The following is a 17,309-nucleotide window of genomic DNA, read 5'->3' as shown; positions in this document are numbered from 1 at the left end:
CGACGAGGTGTCCAACTTAGCCTAGCCTAACTAAGGCTTACCTAACTACCTTCGCGCCAGGCCCGCCACAGTCGCGCGTACCGGCCGCCCAGGGCCACCAGTTCCTCGTGTGTCCCCTGCTCGACCACCCGGCCCTCGTCCAGTACGGCGATCCGGTCCGCCGCCATCGCCTGGGTCAGCCGGTGTGCCACGAACAGCGTGGTCCGGCCGGCACACGCGGCGAGCACGCCGCGCTCCAGTTCGGCGGCGCCCTCGCTCCCGGCCTCGGCCGTCGACTCGTCCAGCACGACCACCGGCGCCCCGGCCAGCACCAGCCGGGCCAGGGCGATCTGCGCGACCTTGGTGACGTCGAGGCGTTCACCGCCCTCACCGACCACGGTCAGCAGCCCGTCCGGCAGCGCGTCGGCCCACACACCCGCACCGACCGTCCGCAGCGCGTCCGTCAGCCGGGCGTCGGTCGCCGTCGGCGCGGCAAGCCGCAGATCGTCGGCGAGCGGGCCGGAGAACACATGCGTCTCCTGCGTCAGGATGCTCACCATGGCTCTGGCCCCGGCCTCGTCGAGATCCGCGAGATCGTTCGGCCCGATCCGCACCGAACCGGACTGCGGGGTCCCGATGCCCGCGATCAGCGCGGCGAGGGTCGACTTGCCCGCACCGGTCGCCCCGACCAGGGCGAGCGAACCACCGGCCGGAATCGTCAGACTGACGTCCCTGAGGACCGGGTCTTCGGCATCGGGATAACTGAACGTCAGCCCCTCCACCGTCACCGGGTACGGAGCAGAGTCCGCGGGCGCCACGGCCGAGTCGCCCACCAGACGGTCCTGAGCGTCCTCCCCCAGCACGCCGACCAGGCGGGTCAGACTCGCACCCGACTTCTGCGCCTCGTCGAACGTGAACATGATGGCGCCGAGCGGCGTGAACAGCCGGTGGAACATCAGGGGGGCGGCAGAGACCTCACCGAGGGTGGCCGCGCCGCCTTCCAGCAGGGCGTACCCGACCAGGAGGATCAGGACCAGTCCGATGAACTCGGCACGGTTCTCCCGGCCGACGAAGCGGCCGAAGAACCGGAACACCTCGATGCCGAACTCGCGCACCCGCCACGACTCGGCCGTGACCTTCTCGCGGAAGGCACCCTCCAGACGGTACGCCCTGACCGTGTCGATCCCGTTCAGACCGCTGATCAGCGCCTGGGCCCGGTCGGCCTGAGCCGCCCGCTGCTTCCGGTAGAGCGGCGCGGACCGGGGAAGGTACCAGCGCAGCGCCAGCGCGTACGCGGGGAGCGCACCGGCGCCCGCGAGGCCGAGCCGCCAGTCGAGCCCGAACATGCCGGCCGTCGCGATGGCGACGAGCACGCCCGCCGAGAACACCGTGGGCACGGCGGACCGGATGCCTCGCGACAGCACGGCCACGTCGTCACCCACCCGGGACAGCACATCGCCCCGGCCGACCTGCTCGATCCGGGCGCTGGGCATCCCCAGCACCGCCCGGACGGCGCGCTCGCGCAGCCGGGCCAGCAGATCGGCGCCGAGCCGCCCGATCAGGTACGTCGACGCCGCGGTGGCCGCCGCCCCGAGAAGCGCGGCGGCCACCATCAGCACGCCGATCCGGACGAGGAGGGAACGGGGTTCGCCGTCGACCACCCCGTCGACCACCTGGCCGAGCAGCAGCACCGGAAGTACCTGGAGCGCCGCCCCGGCCACCGTGGTGAGCACGGTGGCCGAGGTCAGCCACGGCACCTCGCGGCAGTGCGCCCCGACCCACCGGGTCGCCTCGCGCCCGGTGGCCGTGCGCAGCGTTGCCGGGGCGGCGCGGGTGCCGGTGGTACTCACACGCGGACCGGGACGGGCCGGCCGGGGGTTCCGGACGACGTCACTGCTCGGCCGACTTCACGAGCTCGTCGATCGCGTACGGCATCGACAGCAGCGTGCCCTGGGAGATGGCCGCGCCGATCGCCGGACCCTCGCTGTCGAGCAGGTACGACACCCGGCCGTCCTTGACCGCCTTCAGGTTGCTGAACAGCTCGGACTTCTTCAGGGCTTCCTGGTCGGCCTTGTCGTTGATGACGAAGATGCGGTCGACGTCGACGAGGTCCATCCGCTCGGGCGAGAGCACGGTGTAGAACTTGCCGCCCGCGATCTTGTCGATCTCCGTCGCACCCTTGTAGCCGATGCCCGTCAGCAGCCGTCCGCGAACGTCGGTGGTGGTGAACGGCGCCACGGACTTCTCGTACCAGGAGAGCGCGACACCGGTCTGCTTCGCGAACTCCGGGTGTGCCTTGGCGGCGGCGTCGAGCTGCGCCTGAACGCCCTTCACCATCGCGGCGCCCTCGGTCTCCTTGCCGAGCGCCTTGGCGATCTGGAGCGCGTTGTCCTGCCAGGGCGCGCTGAAGGGCTCCTTCTCCGCCTTGGTGCGGCCCACCGTCGGGGCGATCTTGGAGAGCTTGTCGTACGCGGCCTGGTCGACCTCCGAGTAGACCGCGATGATCAGGTCCGGCCGAAGGGCGGCGATCTTCTCGTAGTTGGGACCCGCGTCACCGTTCTTCATGATGACCTCGGGGCGGGCGTCGCCCCACTTGTCCTTCACCCAGGGCCACTGGGTGTTGATGTCGGGGGTCTTGCCGGCGGGGTTCGGGTACTGGTCGACCATGCCGACCGGCTTGATGCCGAACGCCAGGATCGTCTGGTCGTCCGTGTAGCCGACCGAGACGACCCGCTCGGGCGCCTTGGTGACCTCGGTGGATCCGAACGCGTGCTCCACGGTGACCGGGAACGCTCCGGCCGCGGCGGCCGGAGCCTTGTCGCTCGCCTTGTCCGCCTCGTCCTTCGAGTCGGAACCGCATCCCGCCATCAGGCCGATGCCGAGGGTCACGGCGGAGACCGTCGCCGCCACCCGCTGCCAGGGCTTGGTGAGCATCGTTCTATGGAGGAGCATCCGGAATCCCTTGCTTTCGCACTGTCCAATGAGCCCTGCGTAAGGGCAGCCAAACCTTACCCCGACGGGGTGAGGTAAGCCTAGCCTAACTTTCGGATTCGCTTGACTCAAAACCTAGTTGATCGATACATGGGTTCGGCCGATCGGAACGATGAGCGGCCGGTCGCCGGCCGGATCGTCGATCACCATGGCCCGCAGCCCGAACGCCTCCTCGAGCAGCCCGGGGCTGATCACGTCGCGCGGGTGCCCCTGCGCCAGGATCGCGCCTTCGCGCATCACGATGAGGCTGTCGCTGTACCGGGTGGCCAGGTTGAGGTCGTGCAGCACCATGACCACGGTGCAGCCCGACTCGTGCAGGTCGTCGACCAGGTCGAGCACATCGATCGCGTGGGCCAGGTCCAGGTAGGTGGTCGGCTCGTCCAGCAGCAGCAGATCGGTGCCCTGAGCCAGCGTCATCGATATCCAGACGCGCTGTCGCTGTCCGCCCGACAGCGAGTCGACGGGACGGTGCGCCAGTTCGGACACCCCGGTCATGGCCAGCGCGGACGCCACCACATCGGCGTCGTCCGACGACCACTGCCGCAGCCAGCTCTGGTGCGGATGCCGTCCCCGGGCGACCAGATCGGCCACCGTCAGCCCTTCCGGGGCCACGGGGGCCTGCGGCAGCAGGCCGAGCTTCTTGGCCACGTCCCTGGTCCTGAGCCCGGCGATGTCCTCGCCGTCCAGGACGACCGCACCCCTGGCGGGCTTGAGCAGGCGGGTCAGCGTGCGCAACAGCGTCGATTTACCGCAGCCGTTGGGGCCGATGATCGTGGTGATCACACCCGGTGGGATCGCGACGTCCAGCTCGTCGATGACGGTCCGTCCGCCGTACCCGACCGTGATGCCTCTGGCCGCCAGCCGTGCGGCGTCCGTGCCCACCGACTCGACCTCGGTGGTGGTGTCGTGAACGGCCACAGGCCCCCCATTCTCCGGGTAGTCCGACTCGTCTTCCATCTATCTGAGATTCGCCCGTACCAGCAGATACACCAGGAACGGTCCGCCGATCGCGGCGGTGACCACCCCGACCGGCAGGCCGATCGGCAGCGCCGAACGCGCCACCAGGTCGGATCCCGTCAGCAACAGCGCACCGGTCAGTCCGGAGGCCACCATCGGCGGTGTCGGGCACCGCGCCAGACGCATCGCCACCTGCGGCGCCACCAGCGCGACGAACGGGACCGGGCCGGCCGCACTCACCGCGACCGCGGCCAGCAGAACGGCACACAGCAGCAGAACGGCCCGCACCCTCGTGTACCGGACGCCGAGTCCGGCGGCCACCTCGTCACCGAGGTGCATCGGCTTGAACTGGAAGGCGGCGGTGGCGACGACGGCCAACAGGGCGAGCGAGCACCACAGCGCCACCCGGACCTCGTCCCACGAACGGTTGTCCAGCGAGCCGACCAGCCACGCCTGCGCCCGCGCCACATCCCTGATGTCCGCCGAGACCAGCAGCCAGGTCGAGACGGCCTCCGTCATGGCGCTCACCGAAATGCCGATGAGGATGAGCCGGAAGCCGTCGATCCCCCGCCGCCACGCGAGGAGGTACACCAGCAGCCCCGCGCCGAGGCCGCCGCCGAGCGCCGCCGCGGAGAGGCCCACGGAGCTGACGACCGCCGTCGCGGTCCCACCCGACACCGTCACCAGGAACACCGCGACCATGCCGGCGCCCCCGGTGATCCCGAGGACGTCCGGGCTGGCCAGCGGATTGCGCGCGACGGACTGGGTGATCGCCCCGGACACCCCCAGCGCGACGCCCACGACGAGTCCGGCCAGCGCCCGCGGCATCCGCAGGTCCATCACGACGAACTCGTCGACCTGCTCGCCCCGGCCGAAGAGCGTGGCGATCACGCGGGAGAGGCCGATGGGGAAGTCGCCGACACTGATGGAGAGGCAGAAGACCAGGAAGCCGGCGGCCGCGAGCAGCAGCGTGACCAGCACGAGCCAGGGCCGCCATACGAACGACATCCCGCCGGCCCGCACGCCCGGTACCGGAGAGGTCTTCGTCTCTGTCACGTTCATGCGCTCCTGAACTTTCCGCGCCACACCAGGGCCGCGAAGAACGGGGCGCCGAGAAGGGCGACGACGACACCCGCGTCCAACTCACCGGGACGCACCACCAGTCGGCCCACGATGTCGCAGACCAGGAGGACCACCGCGCCGAGGAGACCGGCGTACGGCACCAGCCAGCGGTAGTCCGGTCCGGTCAGATAGCGGGCGACATGAGCGACCATGAGCCCGAGGAAGGCGATGGGGCCGCATGCCGCCGTCGCCGCGCCCGCCAGCAGCGTGATGGCGAGAATGCCGGCCGTCCGGCTCAGCGCGATGTTCACGCCCAGGCCCCGGGCCACGTCGTCACCCAGGTTGAGCAGGTTGAGGGAGGGCAGCATGACGAGCGCCAGGACCAGCCCGGCCGCGACGAATCCGGTCACCGGCCAGATCACCTCGAAGCCGACACCGGCCACGGAACCCGCGTTCCAGAACCGCAGCGCGTTCAGCGACTTCTGGTCCGACAGCGCGACCGCGGTCGTCATGGCCGCGAGAAACACGGTGACGCCCTGGCCGGCCAGTGCCAGGGTCAGCGGATTGCCCGCTCCCCTGCCGATGCTCGCCAGCCCGAACACGACGACACCGGCGACCGCCGCCCCGAGGAAGGCGAACCAGACGTACTGGAACGGATCGGTGAGCCCGAACACGGCGATCACCGACACGACCGCGAACGAGGCGCCCGCGTTCACCCCCAACAGGCCCGTGTCCGCGATCGGGTTGCGCGTGTAGCCCTGGATGAGCGAGCCGCCGACGCCCAGGGCGATGCCCGCCACCACGGCGAGCACCGTCCGGGGCACCCGCACGGTCTGCACGATGAGCCGGATCTCGGTGAGGCGCTGGTCGGACTCCGGCGCCGCGAACAGCCCGTGCCACACCTCTGCGGGACTCAACGCCCGCGCACCCACGGCCAGGGACACCGCTCCGGCGACCACGAGGATCACCAGGAGCGTTCCCAGCCCCACGACCCGCCTCCGGCGGGCCGTCGTCGTGCCCCTGGGTGCGGGGCGCTCCACTGCAGTCGTGCTCATGTCGGCGTACGTTATCCCTTTGATCCACTCGAAGGCGCGGCGGTCCGGTCCTTGACGGCCGTGCTACTGCCGCGGTCCGCCCACGGCGCCGGCCACCGGCTGGGCGCAGCGGACCAGCAGCGAGTCCAGGATCTCTCCGACCCGTATCGCGGTGTTGGACAGCAGCGCCGACGTGATGCCGTGCGTGTGCTCGGTGCCGCCCTGGAGGTAAATGCCGCACCGCAGGCCGGAATCGGTCGCGATGCGGTAGTCGCGCTCGACGCGCAGACGGCCCTGCTCGTCCCGGAGGCAGCGCTCCGCCACGTCGCCCAGCAGTCCGGTCGGGTCGGCGGGGCTGTAACCGGTGGCGAGCACCACCACGTCGGCGTCCAGGAGCGTCTCCTCGCCCGTGACGAGCGATCTCACGGTGGCGCGGACATGGTCCGGCGTCTCCTTGACCTCCTCGAGGCGTGACACGTTGAGGAAGCGCAGCCGCTCGGCGCCGAGCACCTTCTCCTGGTACATCTGGCGGTAGAGGTCGTCGATCAGGTCGATGTCGACCACGGAGTAGTTGGTGTTGCCGTGGTAGTCCATGAGCCTGCGCTTGACGCCCTCGGGCGCGGCGAAGTACTCGTCGACCGCGCCGGGGTCGAAGATCTTGTTGGCGAAGCTGCTGTCGTCCGCCGGGCTGTAGCCGTAGCGGGAGAAGACCGCGCAGACCTCGGCCTCCGGGAAGCGCCGGTGCAGGTAGGCGACGTTCTCGGCGGCGCTCTGTCCGGCGCCGACGACCACGAACCGCGAGGGTGAGGTGCCCTCCAGCGTGTCGACCTTCGCCAGCAGTTCGGAGTTGTGCCAGACACGGTCGCCGCGCTCCACGCCCTTGGGCAGGAGGGGCCGCAGCCCGGTGCCGATGACGAGGTTGCGGGCACGGTGAACGGTGAGCCCCTCGCCCGACCGGACCGTCACGTCCATGTACTCCACGGCCCCGTCGACCAGGACGGGCGTGACGCCGACGACCTCGTGGTCGTAGGAGACCATGCTCTCGACCTGGGCCGCCGCCCACTCGAAGTAGTCGTGGAACTCCACGCGCAGCGGGAAGAGGTTCTTGTGGTTGATGAAGTCGATCAGCCGCCCCTTGCTCTGCAGGTAGCAGAGGAAGCTGAACTCGCTGGACGGGTTCCGGAGCGTCACCAGGTCCTTGAGGAAGGAGACCTGCATGGTCGCGTCATCGATGAGCATGCCGCGGTGCCAGCCGAACTGCGGCTGCTGCTCGAAGAAGTGAGCGCTGAATGTCTCCTGGGTTCCGCCCCTTGCGTTGTGCTCACTGATCGCGATCGCCATCGCCACATTGGACGGCCCGAAGCCGATGCCAATGAGGTCGTGGACCGGTGGTGCGTCGCCAGGACGAACCTGTGACATGTCACTCCCATCGTGCGGGGAAGCCGCCTGTCAGGTGTGGGGAACGTTCGATAGACGGGCACGCCGAGGGAGCGACCCGGTGGAACTTAGGTGAGCCTAAGCTAATCCTGCGGTGCTGTCGATAGACCGGAACCGGCCAACCGGGGCCGGCGGGACCGCCGGACCCGCCAACTCGTGAACCGTACCCGCCCATTGCGAGATTAGGTAAGGCTTGCTTTACTGACTGTCGCTCCATTCCCACGCTGAGGAGGAACCCCCATGCGGGTCGTCATGTTCGGTTACCAGACCTGGGGGCACCGCACCCTGCAAGCCCTCCTGGACTCCGAGCACGACGTCGTGCTGGTCGTGACCCACCCCAGGAGCGACCATGCGTACGAGAAGATCTGGAGCGACTCCGTCGCCGACCTCGCCGAGGAACACGGCGTTCCGGTACTGATCCGCAACCGCCCCGACGACGAGGAACTGTTCGAGCGCCTCAAGGAGGCGGAGCCGGACATCATCGTCGCCAACAACTGGCGGACCTGGATCCCTCCGCGCATCTTCGCCCTCCCCCGCCACGGCACGCTGAACATCCACGACTCGCTGCTGCCGAAGTACGCCGGCTTCTCGCCGCTGATCTGGGCCCTGATCAACGGCGAGCGCGAAGTCGGCGTCACCGCGCACATGATGAACGACGAGCTCGACGCCGGCGACATCGTCCGGCAGGAGGCGGTCGTGGTCGGACCGGCGGACACCGCCACCGACCTCTTCCACAAGACCGTCGACCTCATCGCCCCGGTCACCACCGGCGCGCTCGACCTCATCGCCGGCGGCCGGACGGAGTTCACCAAGCAGGACCGCTCCCACGCCACCTTCTTCCACAAGCGCTCCGCCGAGGACATCCGCATCGACTGGACGTGGCCGGCGCAGGACCTCGAACGCCTGGTGCGCGCCCAGTCCGAGCCGTACCCCAGCGCCTACGCCTTCCACCGGGGCAAGCGCCTGGAGATCCTCGCCTCCGTGGTGTCCCAGGGCCGCTACGGCGGAACGCCCGGCCGCATCTTCTACCGCGAGGGAGAGGGCGTGGTGATCGTCGCCGGCGCGGACGCCCGCACCGGCCGCAACCACGGCCTGGCCGTGACCCGCGTACGCGCCGAGGACGGCCGGGAGATGCCCGCGACGGAGTACTTCACCTCGATGGGCGGATACCTGACCAGCCGTCCCTGAGGACCCCGCCGGCCGGCCGGATCGGGGTGCTGGTCACGCAGCAGTTCCCGGACCGGCCCGGCCGCCATGTCGGCCTCGGTGTTCCCGGTGTGCGTCATGCGGCGCGACGTCGGGCGGAGCATCCTGCCGGGGCCTCCACAGGGTGCACGGTCGGGCCACCGGCCGCCGTGGCGGGACGGATCCTCACGGCCCTCCTCCCGCGTCGGTCTGCGAGAGCTCGCGCCGCGTCCCGTCGGCGTCGGGGACCGAGACCGCCAGCCTGCTGAGCGGTGAACTGCGGTGCAGTTCCACACACAGCACCGGGCCGCCCGACCTCACCAGTGTGAAGTCCTGACCCTCGTGGTGTCTGCGGATGCCCGCGCACAGTCTGCCGGGAACGCAGGTGCCGCGCTCGCGTTCACCACGCAGCGCGCGCCACCAGTCGGGCTCCACGTACACCCGGCGCAGCGCCGATGCGGGCACCCGCACGACGCGCCGCCGGGCCGCGGCCTTCTCCCACCACGACAGCCGGACGACGATGTCCGTTCCCTCGATCAGCACGCGCGCCATGGGTTCGCCCTCCTGGGCCGGCTCCGGTTCCCGGTGCGATCGGTTTCCTGGTCCGGGCTCATGGGGACCTTCTCCCCGGCCTCGTCGACGCATGGCCGTGCACAGCGGCTTCCTCTCCGTCCACCGGCTCACTCGGCCGGTTCGGCCCGGACCAGGGCCGCCGCCAGTCTCGGCAGGTCTTCGCCGGCGACGAGGCGGGCCAGCCCTCCGGACGTCTTCGGCAGGTCCAGCCGGGCGGCGGCGTCACGGGCACGGGTGCCGAACGCCGGGCGCAGTTCGGGCCACACGCCCTGGGCCTCGCGGCTGAAGATGTCCGCGCCCACGGGCCCGATCCGGGGGAACTCCCGCAGCAGCCCGCGTATCCGCCCCGGATCCCCGTCCGCTTCCGCACGCAGCCGCCGCAGATCCCCGCGGTACCGGTCCAGGAGGAGGTCCGCCCCGTCCCCGAGCGCGGTGGCCGTGCTCTCGTCGTAGCGGCGGTAGTGCGCGCGGCCCAGGGCGTCCACCCGGTCCTGCCAGGAGGCCCGCGCCATCGCGCGCGGCGTACGCATCCCCGCCGCGGACAGTTCCCGGGCCGCGGACACCGCGATGCCGGCCTTGATGCGCGCCGACAGCAACACACAGAGCGTCAGCAGCCGGTACAGCGGCGAGGGTGTGTTCCGGAGCCGGATTCCGGCTTCCTCGGCGTACGTAAGGCCGTGTTCCTCCAGCAGCCGCCGGGCTCTCTCCGGCCGGGTCATGGGGACACCTCCCGTGGAGCACACACGGTGGCGCGGCAGGCCGACGTCGTGCACCGCGTGTCGCGGTTCGTCACCGTGCGGGCTCGTGTGCCGGGCCGCCGACCGGGCTCTCAGTTTACTCGTCCGGGGTCACCCGAGCGCACGGCCCGATGGGCGCGCGCAGGGCGGCGATGCCATGTTTCGGACGTGGGCCAGTGGTTACCCGGTTGTACGGCGGCGCTGCGGCGGGCCGTGTGCCGCTGGAGGACATCCGACGAGCACCAGGAGGAGAACCCCATGCCGGCAGGATCCAGCCGCAAGCGGGAGCGTCAGTACGAGCATGTGAAGGAGAGCGCCGAGAACCGCGGTGAGTCGGAGAAGCGCGCGAAGGAGATCGCCGCCCGTACCGTCAACAAGGAACGCGCCCGCTCGGGGGAGGCGAGGACAGCCGGCAGGACGTCCACGCAGGACCCCAAGTCGGCTTCCCGGCGCGGCGGGGAACGCTCGCACCGGGGCGCCCGGGGCCGTACCAAGGACCAGTTGTACGAAGAGGCCAAGAGGAAGAACATCGAGGGCCGCTCGACGATGAACAAGGAGCAGCTCCGTAAAGCGGTGAGCTGACCGGCGGGCGTCGCGCTCCTCGGCCGCGAAGCCGCGGGGCCCTGCGGCCTCTTCAGGCTTCCGGCGGGCAGGAGCTCATCGCGTGCCCATCGGACGAAGGACTGCTGGTGTGCTCCGCCGATCTGCACGCGTGCGATCCCGGTGAACCCGCCGTCGGCGAAGGTGCGTACCGCTCCGGCGAACTCCTCGGTCTTCGCGGACCCGGCCGGGCACCCGTTCCGCCTCTGCCGCGGGCCGGTCCGCAGGAGGTCCCCGCGCAACCGGAACGCGACCTGTTCGGCAGCGCACACCTGGGCACCCGAGTCGCGCTCCGTCATCCTGCGCGGGCGGTTCCCGTGCACGGTGCCGCACGGCGCTGTGCAGGCGCCCGGCATCCGCGCGCCGGCCCGGCGGACGTGGGGTCAGCCACGCGTGCCGGACACGCACTCGGCCACCACGGCCCGCAGACTGCCCGTGCGGGCGAACACGGCCCGCTGAGTCCGCGCCCCTGTGCCGCGCTCCAGCACGCGCCGGACCGCTTCCTCCGCGGCAGCCCCGTCACCGCTGTCCTCCATCGCGTCGTGCACATGCGCGAGCAGCGCGCCCACCACATCGGACGCGGGCTCGGGCCGCATGGTGACGGGATGCAGCAGGTCCCCCTCCATACCGGAACGCCCGGCCTGCCAGGCGGCCATGCGCAGAAGACCCACGCCGACGGGGTCGGGCGGTTCCTCCGCGAGCCGGCTGCGTGCCGCCGTCTCGACGAGACCGCGCACCAGCGAGGCGAGGAGCACGGCATCGGCCGGGTCCAGGCACACGTCCGCGACTCTGACCTCGACGGTCGGGTAGCGGTGCGAGAGCCGTGCGTCGAAGTAGACCATCCCCTCGTCGCGCAGCACGCCGGTGTCGACGAGTGCCCGGACCTGCTCGTGGTACCGGCGCGCGGAGCCGAAGGTCTCCACCGGCCCGGCCGACGGCCAGCGTCCCCAGACCCGGCTGCGGTAGCTCTCGTACGCGGTGTCCTGCCCTTGCCAGAAGGGCGAGTTGGCGCTCAGCGCGAGCAGAACCGGAAGCCACGGGCGCACCCGGTCCAGCACTCCGACACCCTCCTCGTCCGAATCCACGGACACGTGTACGTGGCATCCGCAGGTCAGCTGTTCCTGCGCGGTCAGGCCGAACCTCTCGGCCAGCCAGCGGTACCGCTCGTCTTCGCCGATCGACGGGCTGACGGGAAGGGGCGAGGTCGCGAGGGCGACGACGTCGGCCCCGGCCTGTGCGGCACTCTCCGCGGCCGCGGCCCGCCAGCGCAGGATCTCCTCCGCGAGTTCACCCATGTCACTGCGCGGCTGTGTGGCGAACTCCAGTTGCTGAAGGTGGAGTTCGGACTCGAAGGCCGAGTCGTCCGCCGCCCGGTCCACGGCAAGCGCCAGCACGGCCGCCGACAGCGCCCGGGGCTCACCGCTCTGCGCGTCGACGAGCAGCAGTTCCTCCTCCACCCCCACGGTCCGCACCATCATGTCCTCCCAGCCGGACGCCGTCGGAAGCGCCCTGTCGGTCCCGGGCCCGGCCCGCGCCCACCGCCGCACGCTGCCGGCATCGACGCCTTCGGCGCCCGCGCTGCCCGGGTCCTGCCGACCGGACCGGGCACCCCACGCTCAGCACATCGGTCAGCCGGGTGCGGGCGCCGACGCGGCCGGCGGCCGCGCCCCGGTTCCTCCCACCATGGCACTTCGCCGATGCCGCTGCGTCATGGAGCGCAGGCGGGCGGGCAGGGGATCTCCGCGAGGGCTGCGCCCCGGCGGAGCGCGCGCCTCCGGCGGGGCCGCCCCGCTCCCGTTCCCCCGCTGCGGCGTTACGCCGTTCGAGCGGCCCGCTGTTGCGAGCGCCCGGGCACGGCCACACGCTGCCGTAGACCGGTCGGACCGCGGGAATGACGGCCGCCGTGAGGGGAACCCAGAGGCTGCGGCCCCGCAGAAGCGGGATCGACGCACTTTGCACAGAACAGGACGGACGAAGCTGATGAGCCACCACGAGATGAGCAGGCGGAAGGTACTGGCCCTCGTCACCAACTACGGCGTGGAGCAGGACGAGCTCGTCGTTCCGGTCGACCACCTGCGCGGACGGGGCGCCCAGGTCGATGTCGCGGCGATGACGAAGGACCCCGTCGAGACCCTGGTCGGTGACAAGGACCCCGGCCGGACGCTGCACCCCGACCTCACACTGGACGACGCCGATCCGTCCGCGTACGACCTCCTGCTCGTACCGGGTGGGACGCTGAACGCCGACACGCTGCGTACGCAGAGCTCCGCGAACCGGATCGTGCGCGCGTTCACCGGCTCCGGCCGCCCCGTCGCGGCCATCTGCCACGGCCCCTGGCTGCTGGTCGAGGCCGGAGCCGTCGCGGGCAAGCGGCTCACCTCGTACGCCTCCTTGCGGACCGACATCCGTAACGCGGGCGGCGAGTGGACCGATCAGCCGGTCGTCACGGACGATTCGGGTGGCTGGACGCTCATCACCTCACGGAATCCGGACGATCTGGAGCCGTTCGTCCGGGAGATCGACGCGGCGCTCGCCGTCCCGGGCCCGTCCGGCGCCTGACCTCGCCGCTTCTGTGGAGACCCGCCCGGCCGACGCCCGGCGGCAGCTCGGGTGGTCCCGGGTCGGCGGTACGCACGGCCGAGGACGTGGAGGCTCCTCGGCCGGAACGGCTCACCCGAACCGGTGGTCCGACGCGGAGCAACGGTCGAGAATCGCGGGATGCGTAAGAGCCGGCTGTCCGACGGCGTGGTCACCCTGTCCCCGCTGCGCCCGGACGATGCGGAACAGCACCTTGCCGGGGAGGACGAGCTGCTCGTCCGCCGGCTCAACGGCGGGCCGGGCACGCGCGAGGGCGTCGAGGCGTACTTCCGGCACTGCCGGGAGCAGTGGGAAACCTCGGGACCGCTGCGCGCCTTCGGAATCCGGGCGGGCGCCGACGGGGCACTCGCGGGAACGACCGACCTGCGGTTCACGGGCGAAGGGCCGGCTCACGGCCAGGTGAATGTCGCGTACGGCCTCTGTCCGTCCTGGCGAGGACGCGGTCCGGCCACCCGCGCGGTTCTCCTGGTGTCCGGCTACGGGGCGGGTGAGGGCGCGACGGAGGCCGTGATCCAGGTGGATCCGGGGAACCCCGGATCCGGTGCGGTCGCGCGACGGGCGGGGTTCACCCTCGCCGGACGGACGCACCGCCAGGACGGCACACGGTTCGACCGGTACGTCCGGAACCTTCGCGCCGGTGCCGGATCCACGGACTAGTTCCGGGCCGTGAGGTGCCGTTCCGCCGCCTGTACCGCGTCGTGCACGCCTGTTCTGCCCAACAGCACGCACAAGGTGTACGCGGCATCGTCGAGCGCCTGACGTGCGCGCATGTCCGAGGGGGCGCCGGTGAGCCGGGCCTGGCAGCCGCGGAACTCGGCGAGGACCTCGGCGGTGCGGGCGCGGCTCGGCATCAGTCCGATGTACGCGGCCCGGGGCGGGACGGCGCGAGCCGCCGCCACGGCCCGGTGCAGCGCCCGTTCCACGCGCGCCGGCATCGCGATGCCACGGGCGTCGGCGGCCATGGCGGCGGCCACCTCCGCGGAGGTGACACCCGCCGCCGTCGCCGCCGCACCGAGCACCCGCCCGGCATCCCGCGCCGAGCACGGAATCCCGGCCATCACCGTGCCGACCGCCCAAGCGGCCCTGGGCTCGTCGATGGGGGGCTGCACTGCGGCAGCCTCTGCGTCGCAGGCGGGCTGGGGGGTGCGCGAAGTGCGGGCAGACATCATCTGGGCCATTTCTCGACAAGGCGACGGAGGGGTTCCGCGACGACCGAGACGGGCGACGTGCCGGCCTTCGCCCGCCCCCGCGTGCTCATTTTCGAAACATGACACCCGGAGGGGAAGTACGCCTGTGGACCACGCCGCTCGGGTGACCCTCCCCGGCCCGCGTGCGGCGAGGCGTGCTTCTCTCCCGGAACGAGGAATGTGCGGTGGACGGGGCGTGGTCCGGGTGCGGTGGGGGCGCGGCCGTGCGCACAGTTGCAGGGGAGAGCCGACGGTCCGGCCGGCGCCGGTCCGGCGAATCCGGGCGGCCCGCCGGAGCCTTGATGCGCTGCTTCCGTTCGCCTCCGGCGAGCGCGCCGAGCGGACCACGGGTCGCAGTCGGGACCCGGAGGTCAGCTTCCTTCACCACGCAAGGAGTCCTTGATGCCGGCCCTCGGAACGACGATGCCGGTGACCGGCGCGCCCTGCTGGGTGAGCCTGGTGACACCCTCACCCAACGCGGCCCGGTCGTTCTACGCGGGGGTGATGGGGTGGGAGTTCCGCGAGAGTTCCCTCGGACACGACTTCTCGGTCGCCGTGGCGGACGGCGAGCCGGTCGCGGGCCTGGGGTACTGCCACGGCACGGGCCTCCCGGCCCGCTGGACGCCGTACTTCGCTGTGGCGGACGCCGACGAGACCGCGGACAGGGTCAGGGAGCGGGGAGCCACACTGGCCGTCGGACCCGCACGGCTGGGCGGAGGACGTGCCGCCGTCGCGGCGGACCGGGACGGGGCCGCCTTCGGCTTCTGGGAGGGACCGGCCCTGGCCTGGACGGTGGGGCGGGGCAGCGCTCCCGCACGGCTGGACCTCATGACACGTCATGCCTTCGAGGCGGCCATCTTCTATGCCGGGATCTTCGACTGGGCGAAGCCGGACGGCGGCTGCACGGTGGACTACGCGCAGGACCATGTCGTGGTTCAGGTGGCCGGGCACACCGTCGCCACCCTGCGGGGCGGCGGCATCGAATCCGCCCCGGACCCGAACATGCGGCCGAGGTGGGTGGTGGACTTCCAGGTGGCGGACAGCCGGGCCGCCGCGGCGGCGGCGGACGCGGCCGGCGGGGCATCCTCGCCGGCGCCTCCCCCGCTCGGCTGCACGAAGGACGCCTACGTCATCCGCGATCCCGGCGGGGCCCTGTTCACCGTCTCGGGGGACGACGGGGCCTGACACCGGAGGCCCGGGAGCGGCGGGGCGGGGGCGGGTGCTCCAGGGCCGGTGCGGCCGGTGCCGGAGATCCACTGAGCGGCGGGGCTTCCGGAGACCGCGGCACCGCGGATCCGCTGAGCGCCGGAACCTCCGAAGACCCTGGCACTCCGCCGCCGGAGCCCCGCAGGGCGGCGAGCGCCGGCAGCCGCCCGTCGGATCAGTGACTGGTGAGTTCTCCGGACAGCTTCCCGTGGAGATCGGCGCTGGAATCGTTGAGGCCGATGATCTCGACGGTCTTGCCGCGCTGGGCGTACTTCGTCTCGATGGCGTCGAGGGCGGCCACGGACGACGCGTCCCAGATGTGGGCGGCCGAGAGGTCGATGACGACGCGCTGGGGGTCGCCCGCGTAGTCGAACCGGCCGACGAGGTCGTTGGAGGAGGCGAAGAAGAGCTCGCCGTTCACCGAGTAGACGACGGAGCCGCCGTCGGGGTCGGTGACCGCGGTGACGTCGGCGACGCGGGCGACGCGCCTGGCGAAGATGACCATCGCGGTGACGGTGCCGACCACGACGCCGATGGCGAGGTTGTGGGTGGCGACGACCACGATCACGGTGATGACCATGACGGCGATCTCGCCCGCGGGCATCCGCCTGAGGGTCTTCGGGGCGATGGAGTGCCAGTCGAACGTCGCGAACGACACCATCACCATGACGGCCACCAGCGCGGCCATGGGAATGTCGGACACCACCGGGCCGAAGACGATGCACAGCAGCATCAGGAAGGAACCGGCGAGGAAGGTGGACAGCCTGGTGCGGGCGCCGGAGACCTTCACGTTGATCATCGTCTGGCCGATCATCGCGCAGCCGCCCATGCCGCCGAAGAACCCGGTGACGATGTTGGCGACGCCCTGCCCGATGGACTCACGGGTCTTGGAGGAGTGGGTGTCGGTGATGTCGTCGACCAGCTTCGCGGTCATCAGCGACTCCATCAGCCCGACCAGCGCCATCGCGAACGCGTACGGAGCGATCGTCGTCAGGGTGTCGAGTGTGAAGGGAACATCCGGCAGGCCCGGCACGGGCAGCGAGGACGGCAGGTCGCCCTTGTCCCCCACGGTCGGCACGGCGATCCCCGCGGCGACCGTGATGACGGTGAGGATGATGATGGAGACCAGCGGGGCCGGAACCACCCTGGTGACCTTCGGGAAGAACACCATCAGCGCCAGGCCGCCGACGATCAGCGGATACACGGCCCAGGGCACGTCGTGCATCTCGGGCACCTGAGCCATGAAGATCAGGATCGCCAGAGCGTTGACGAAGCCGACCATCACCGATCGCGGCACGAACCGCATCAGTTTCGCCACTCCCAGGGCGCCGAGCACGACCTGGAAGACGCCGGCCAGGATCACGGCGGCGATCAGGTAGCCCAGGCCGTGCTCACGGTTCAGCGGGGCGATCACGAGGGCGACGGCGCCGGTGGCGGCCGAGATCATGGCACGGCGGCCTCCGACGACCGAGATGACCACCGCCATGGTGAACGAGGCGAACAGTCCGATCGCCGGGTCGACGCCCGCGATGATCGAGAACGAGATGGCCTCGGGAATCAGCGCGAGCCCGACGACCAGCCCGGCCAGGATCTCGGTACGCCAGACCTTCGGATCGGAGAGCCAGTCGGGCTTCAGGCCCCGCAGGACAGCGGCGGGCGTCATGACGGAAGAAGACAAGGGGGTGGGAACCTGTCGTGCTCGGGCAGACCCCGCCGGCAGGCCGGGGGCATGCGGGAAAAGCGCGAAGGGGCCGGGCCGGCAC

General features: G+C 71.3%; 16 protein-coding genes. 5 read left to right on the top strand and 11 right to left on the bottom strand.

Annotated features, from left to right (window positions below; genetic code table 11):
- Window positions 1–41 precede the first annotated feature (41 nt).
- From ACIQMX_RS11470 to ACIQMX_RS11445, 6 genes are all read right to left on the bottom strand, one after another.
- Window positions 42–1,829 (bottom strand): ABC transporter ATP-binding protein, encoded by a 1,788-nt coding sequence (locus tag ACIQMX_RS11470; RefSeq protein ID WP_402476775.1) that lies wholly within the window; start codon window positions 1,827–1,829, stop codon window positions 42–44.
- Between the two features lie 40 nt (window positions 1,830–1,869).
- Window positions 1,870–2,931: an iron-siderophore ABC transporter substrate-binding protein gene (locus ACIQMX_RS11465; RefSeq protein ID WP_363072108.1), complete on the bottom strand. Its 1,062-nt coding sequence runs from the start codon at window positions 2,929–2,931 to the stop codon at window positions 1,870–1,872.
- A 114-nt stretch (window positions 2,932–3,045) separates the two neighbouring features.
- Window positions 3,046–3,888, bottom strand: a complete 843-nt coding sequence (locus ACIQMX_RS11460; RefSeq protein WP_402476773.1) for an ABC transporter ATP-binding protein — start codon at window positions 3,886–3,888, stop codon at window positions 3,046–3,048.
- Window positions 3,889–3,927: 39 nt separating this feature from the next.
- Window positions 3,928–4,989: an iron ABC transporter permease gene (locus ACIQMX_RS11455; RefSeq protein ID WP_363072104.1), complete on the bottom strand. Its 1,062-nt coding sequence runs from the start codon at window positions 4,987–4,989 to the stop codon at window positions 3,928–3,930.
- Window positions 4,986–6,044, bottom strand: coding sequence for an iron ABC transporter permease (locus tag ACIQMX_RS11450; protein ID WP_363072102.1), 1,059 nt, complete (start codon window positions 6,042–6,044; stop codon window positions 4,986–4,988). Before ACIQMX_RS11450 ends, ACIQMX_RS11455 begins: the two co-directional genes overlap by 4 nt.
- Window positions 6,045–6,107: 63 nt before the next feature.
- Window positions 6,108–7,442, bottom strand: coding sequence for a lysine N(6)-hydroxylase/L-ornithine N(5)-oxygenase family protein (locus ACIQMX_RS11445; RefSeq protein ID WP_363072100.1), 1,335 nt, complete (start codon window positions 7,440–7,442; stop codon window positions 6,108–6,110).
- Window positions 7,443–7,700: 258 nt separating this feature from the next.
- Here ACIQMX_RS11445 and ACIQMX_RS11440 point away from each other — a divergent pair, with 258 nt between their 5' ends.
- Window positions 7,701–8,648, top strand: a complete 948-nt coding sequence (locus ACIQMX_RS11440) for a methionyl-tRNA formyltransferase (protein WP_363072098.1) — start codon at window positions 7,701–7,703, stop codon at window positions 8,646–8,648.
- Window positions 8,649–8,831: 183 nt separating this feature from the next.
- Here ACIQMX_RS11440 and ACIQMX_RS11435 read toward each other — a convergent pair whose 3' ends face one another.
- Entirely contained in the window at window positions 8,832–9,197 is a 366-nt protein-coding gene (locus tag ACIQMX_RS11435) for a hypothetical protein (protein WP_402476769.1), read from the bottom strand.
- 128 nt (window positions 9,198–9,325) lie between these two features.
- The gene (locus ACIQMX_RS11430; protein WP_402476766.1) at window positions 9,326–9,937 is read right to left on the bottom strand and encodes an endonuclease; all 612 of its coding nucleotides are present in this window, start codon (window positions 9,935–9,937) and stop codon (window positions 9,326–9,328) included.
- 276 nt (window positions 9,938–10,213) lie between these two features.
- Between ACIQMX_RS11430 and ACIQMX_RS11425 the strand changes: the two genes are divergently transcribed.
- A complete protein-coding gene (locus tag ACIQMX_RS11425) occupies window positions 10,214–10,537 on the top strand; it encodes a plasmid stabilization protein (protein ID WP_363072092.1) in 324 nt (107 codons plus the stop codon).
- 401 nt (window positions 10,538–10,938) lie between these two features.
- Here the strand turns inward: ACIQMX_RS11425 and ACIQMX_RS11420 are convergent, their stop codons facing one another.
- Window positions 10,939–12,030: a glutamate--cysteine ligase gene (locus ACIQMX_RS11420; protein ID WP_402477495.1), complete on the bottom strand. Its 1,092-nt coding sequence runs from the start codon at window positions 12,028–12,030 to the stop codon at window positions 10,939–10,941.
- Between the two features lie 520 nt (window positions 12,031–12,550).
- On the opposite strand from ACIQMX_RS11420, the gene ACIQMX_RS11415 reads away from it, so the two are divergent.
- The gene (locus ACIQMX_RS11415; RefSeq protein ID WP_402476763.1) at window positions 12,551–13,114 is read left to right on the top strand and encodes a type 1 glutamine amidotransferase domain-containing protein; all 564 of its coding nucleotides are present in this window, start codon (window positions 12,551–12,553) and stop codon (window positions 13,112–13,114) included.
- Between the two features lie 159 nt (window positions 13,115–13,273).
- Window positions 13,274–13,810 carry a GNAT family N-acetyltransferase gene (locus ACIQMX_RS11410; RefSeq protein WP_402476760.1) on the top strand — a complete coding sequence of 179 codons (537 nt, stop codon included), beginning with the start codon at window positions 13,274–13,276 and terminating at the stop codon, window positions 13,808–13,810.
- Here ACIQMX_RS11410 and ACIQMX_RS11405 read toward each other — a convergent pair.
- Window positions 13,807–14,262, bottom strand: a complete 456-nt coding sequence (locus ACIQMX_RS11405) for a DUF5133 domain-containing protein (protein WP_402476757.1) — start codon at window positions 14,260–14,262, stop codon at window positions 13,807–13,809. The two genes, ACIQMX_RS11410 and ACIQMX_RS11405, sit on opposite strands and share 4 nt — an antisense overlap.
- 480 nt (window positions 14,263–14,742) lie before the next feature.
- Between ACIQMX_RS11405 and ACIQMX_RS11400 the strand changes: the two genes are divergently transcribed.
- Window positions 14,743–15,525 carry a VOC family protein gene (locus ACIQMX_RS11400; RefSeq protein ID WP_402476754.1) on the top strand — a complete coding sequence of 261 codons (783 nt, stop codon included), beginning with the start codon at window positions 14,743–14,745 and terminating at the stop codon, window positions 15,523–15,525.
- Between the two features lie 196 nt (window positions 15,526–15,721).
- On the opposite strand, the gene ACIQMX_RS11395 is transcribed toward ACIQMX_RS11400, so the two are convergent.
- The gene (locus ACIQMX_RS11395) at window positions 15,722–17,209 is read right to left on the bottom strand and encodes a SulP family inorganic anion transporter (RefSeq protein WP_363072084.1); all 1,488 of its coding nucleotides are present in this window, start codon (window positions 17,207–17,209) and stop codon (window positions 15,722–15,724) included.
- Between the last annotated feature and the right edge of the window lie 100 nt (window positions 17,210–17,309).

Source organism: Streptomyces sp. NPDC091416 (assembly GCF_044756845.1).
Taxonomy (GTDB): domain Bacteria; phylum Actinomycetota; class Actinomycetes; order Streptomycetales; family Streptomycetaceae; genus Streptomyces.
This window is presented reverse-complemented; position numbering and strand designations above follow the sequence as displayed.

What these genes read in the sequence shown, in the direction of transcription:
- ACIQMX_RS11465 (WP_363072108.1), bottom strand. Translation starts at nt 2,931, where the DNA reads ATGCTCCTCCATAGAACGATGCTCACCAAGCCCTGGCAGCGGGTGGCG.
- ACIQMX_RS11455 (WP_363072104.1), bottom strand. Translation starts at nt 4,989, where the DNA reads ATGAACGTGACAGAGACGAAGACCTCTCCGGTACCGGGCGTGCGGGCC.
- ACIQMX_RS11450 (WP_363072102.1), bottom strand. Translation starts at nt 6,044, where the DNA reads ATGAGCACGACTGCAGTGGAGCGCCCCGCACCCAGGGGCACGACGACG.
- ACIQMX_RS11445 (WP_363072100.1), bottom strand. Translation starts at nt 7,442, where the DNA reads ATGTCACAGGTTCGTCCTGGCGACGCACCACCGGTCCACGACCTCATT.
- ACIQMX_RS11440 (WP_363072098.1), top strand. Translation starts at nt 7,701, where the DNA reads ATGCGGGTCGTCATGTTCGGTTACCAGACCTGGGGGCACCGCACCCTG.
- ACIQMX_RS11435 (WP_402476769.1), bottom strand. Translation starts at nt 9,197, where the DNA reads ATGGCGCGCGTGCTGATCGAGGGAACGGACATCGTCGTCCGGCTGTCG.
- ACIQMX_RS11430 (WP_402476766.1), bottom strand. Translation starts at nt 9,937, where the DNA reads ATGACCCGGCCGGAGAGAGCCCGGCGGCTGCTGGAGGAACACGGCCTT.
- ACIQMX_RS11425 (WP_363072092.1), top strand. Translation starts at nt 10,214, where the DNA reads ATGCCGGCAGGATCCAGCCGCAAGCGGGAGCGTCAGTACGAGCATGTG.
- ACIQMX_RS11420 (WP_402477495.1), bottom strand. Translation starts at nt 12,030, where the DNA reads ATGGTGCGGACCGTGGGGGTGGAGGAGGAACTGCTGCTCGTCGACGCG.
- ACIQMX_RS11415 (WP_402476763.1), top strand. Translation starts at nt 12,551, where the DNA reads ATGAGCAGGCGGAAGGTACTGGCCCTCGTCACCAACTACGGCGTGGAG.
- ACIQMX_RS11410 (WP_402476760.1), top strand. Translation starts at nt 13,274, where the DNA reads ATGCGTAAGAGCCGGCTGTCCGACGGCGTGGTCACCCTGTCCCCGCTG.
- ACIQMX_RS11400 (WP_402476754.1), top strand. Translation starts at nt 14,743, where the DNA reads ATGCCGGCCCTCGGAACGACGATGCCGGTGACCGGCGCGCCCTGCTGG.
- ACIQMX_RS11395 (WP_363072084.1), bottom strand. Translation starts at nt 17,209, where the DNA reads ATGACGCCCGCCGCTGTCCTGCGGGGCCTGAAGCCCGACTGGCTCTCC.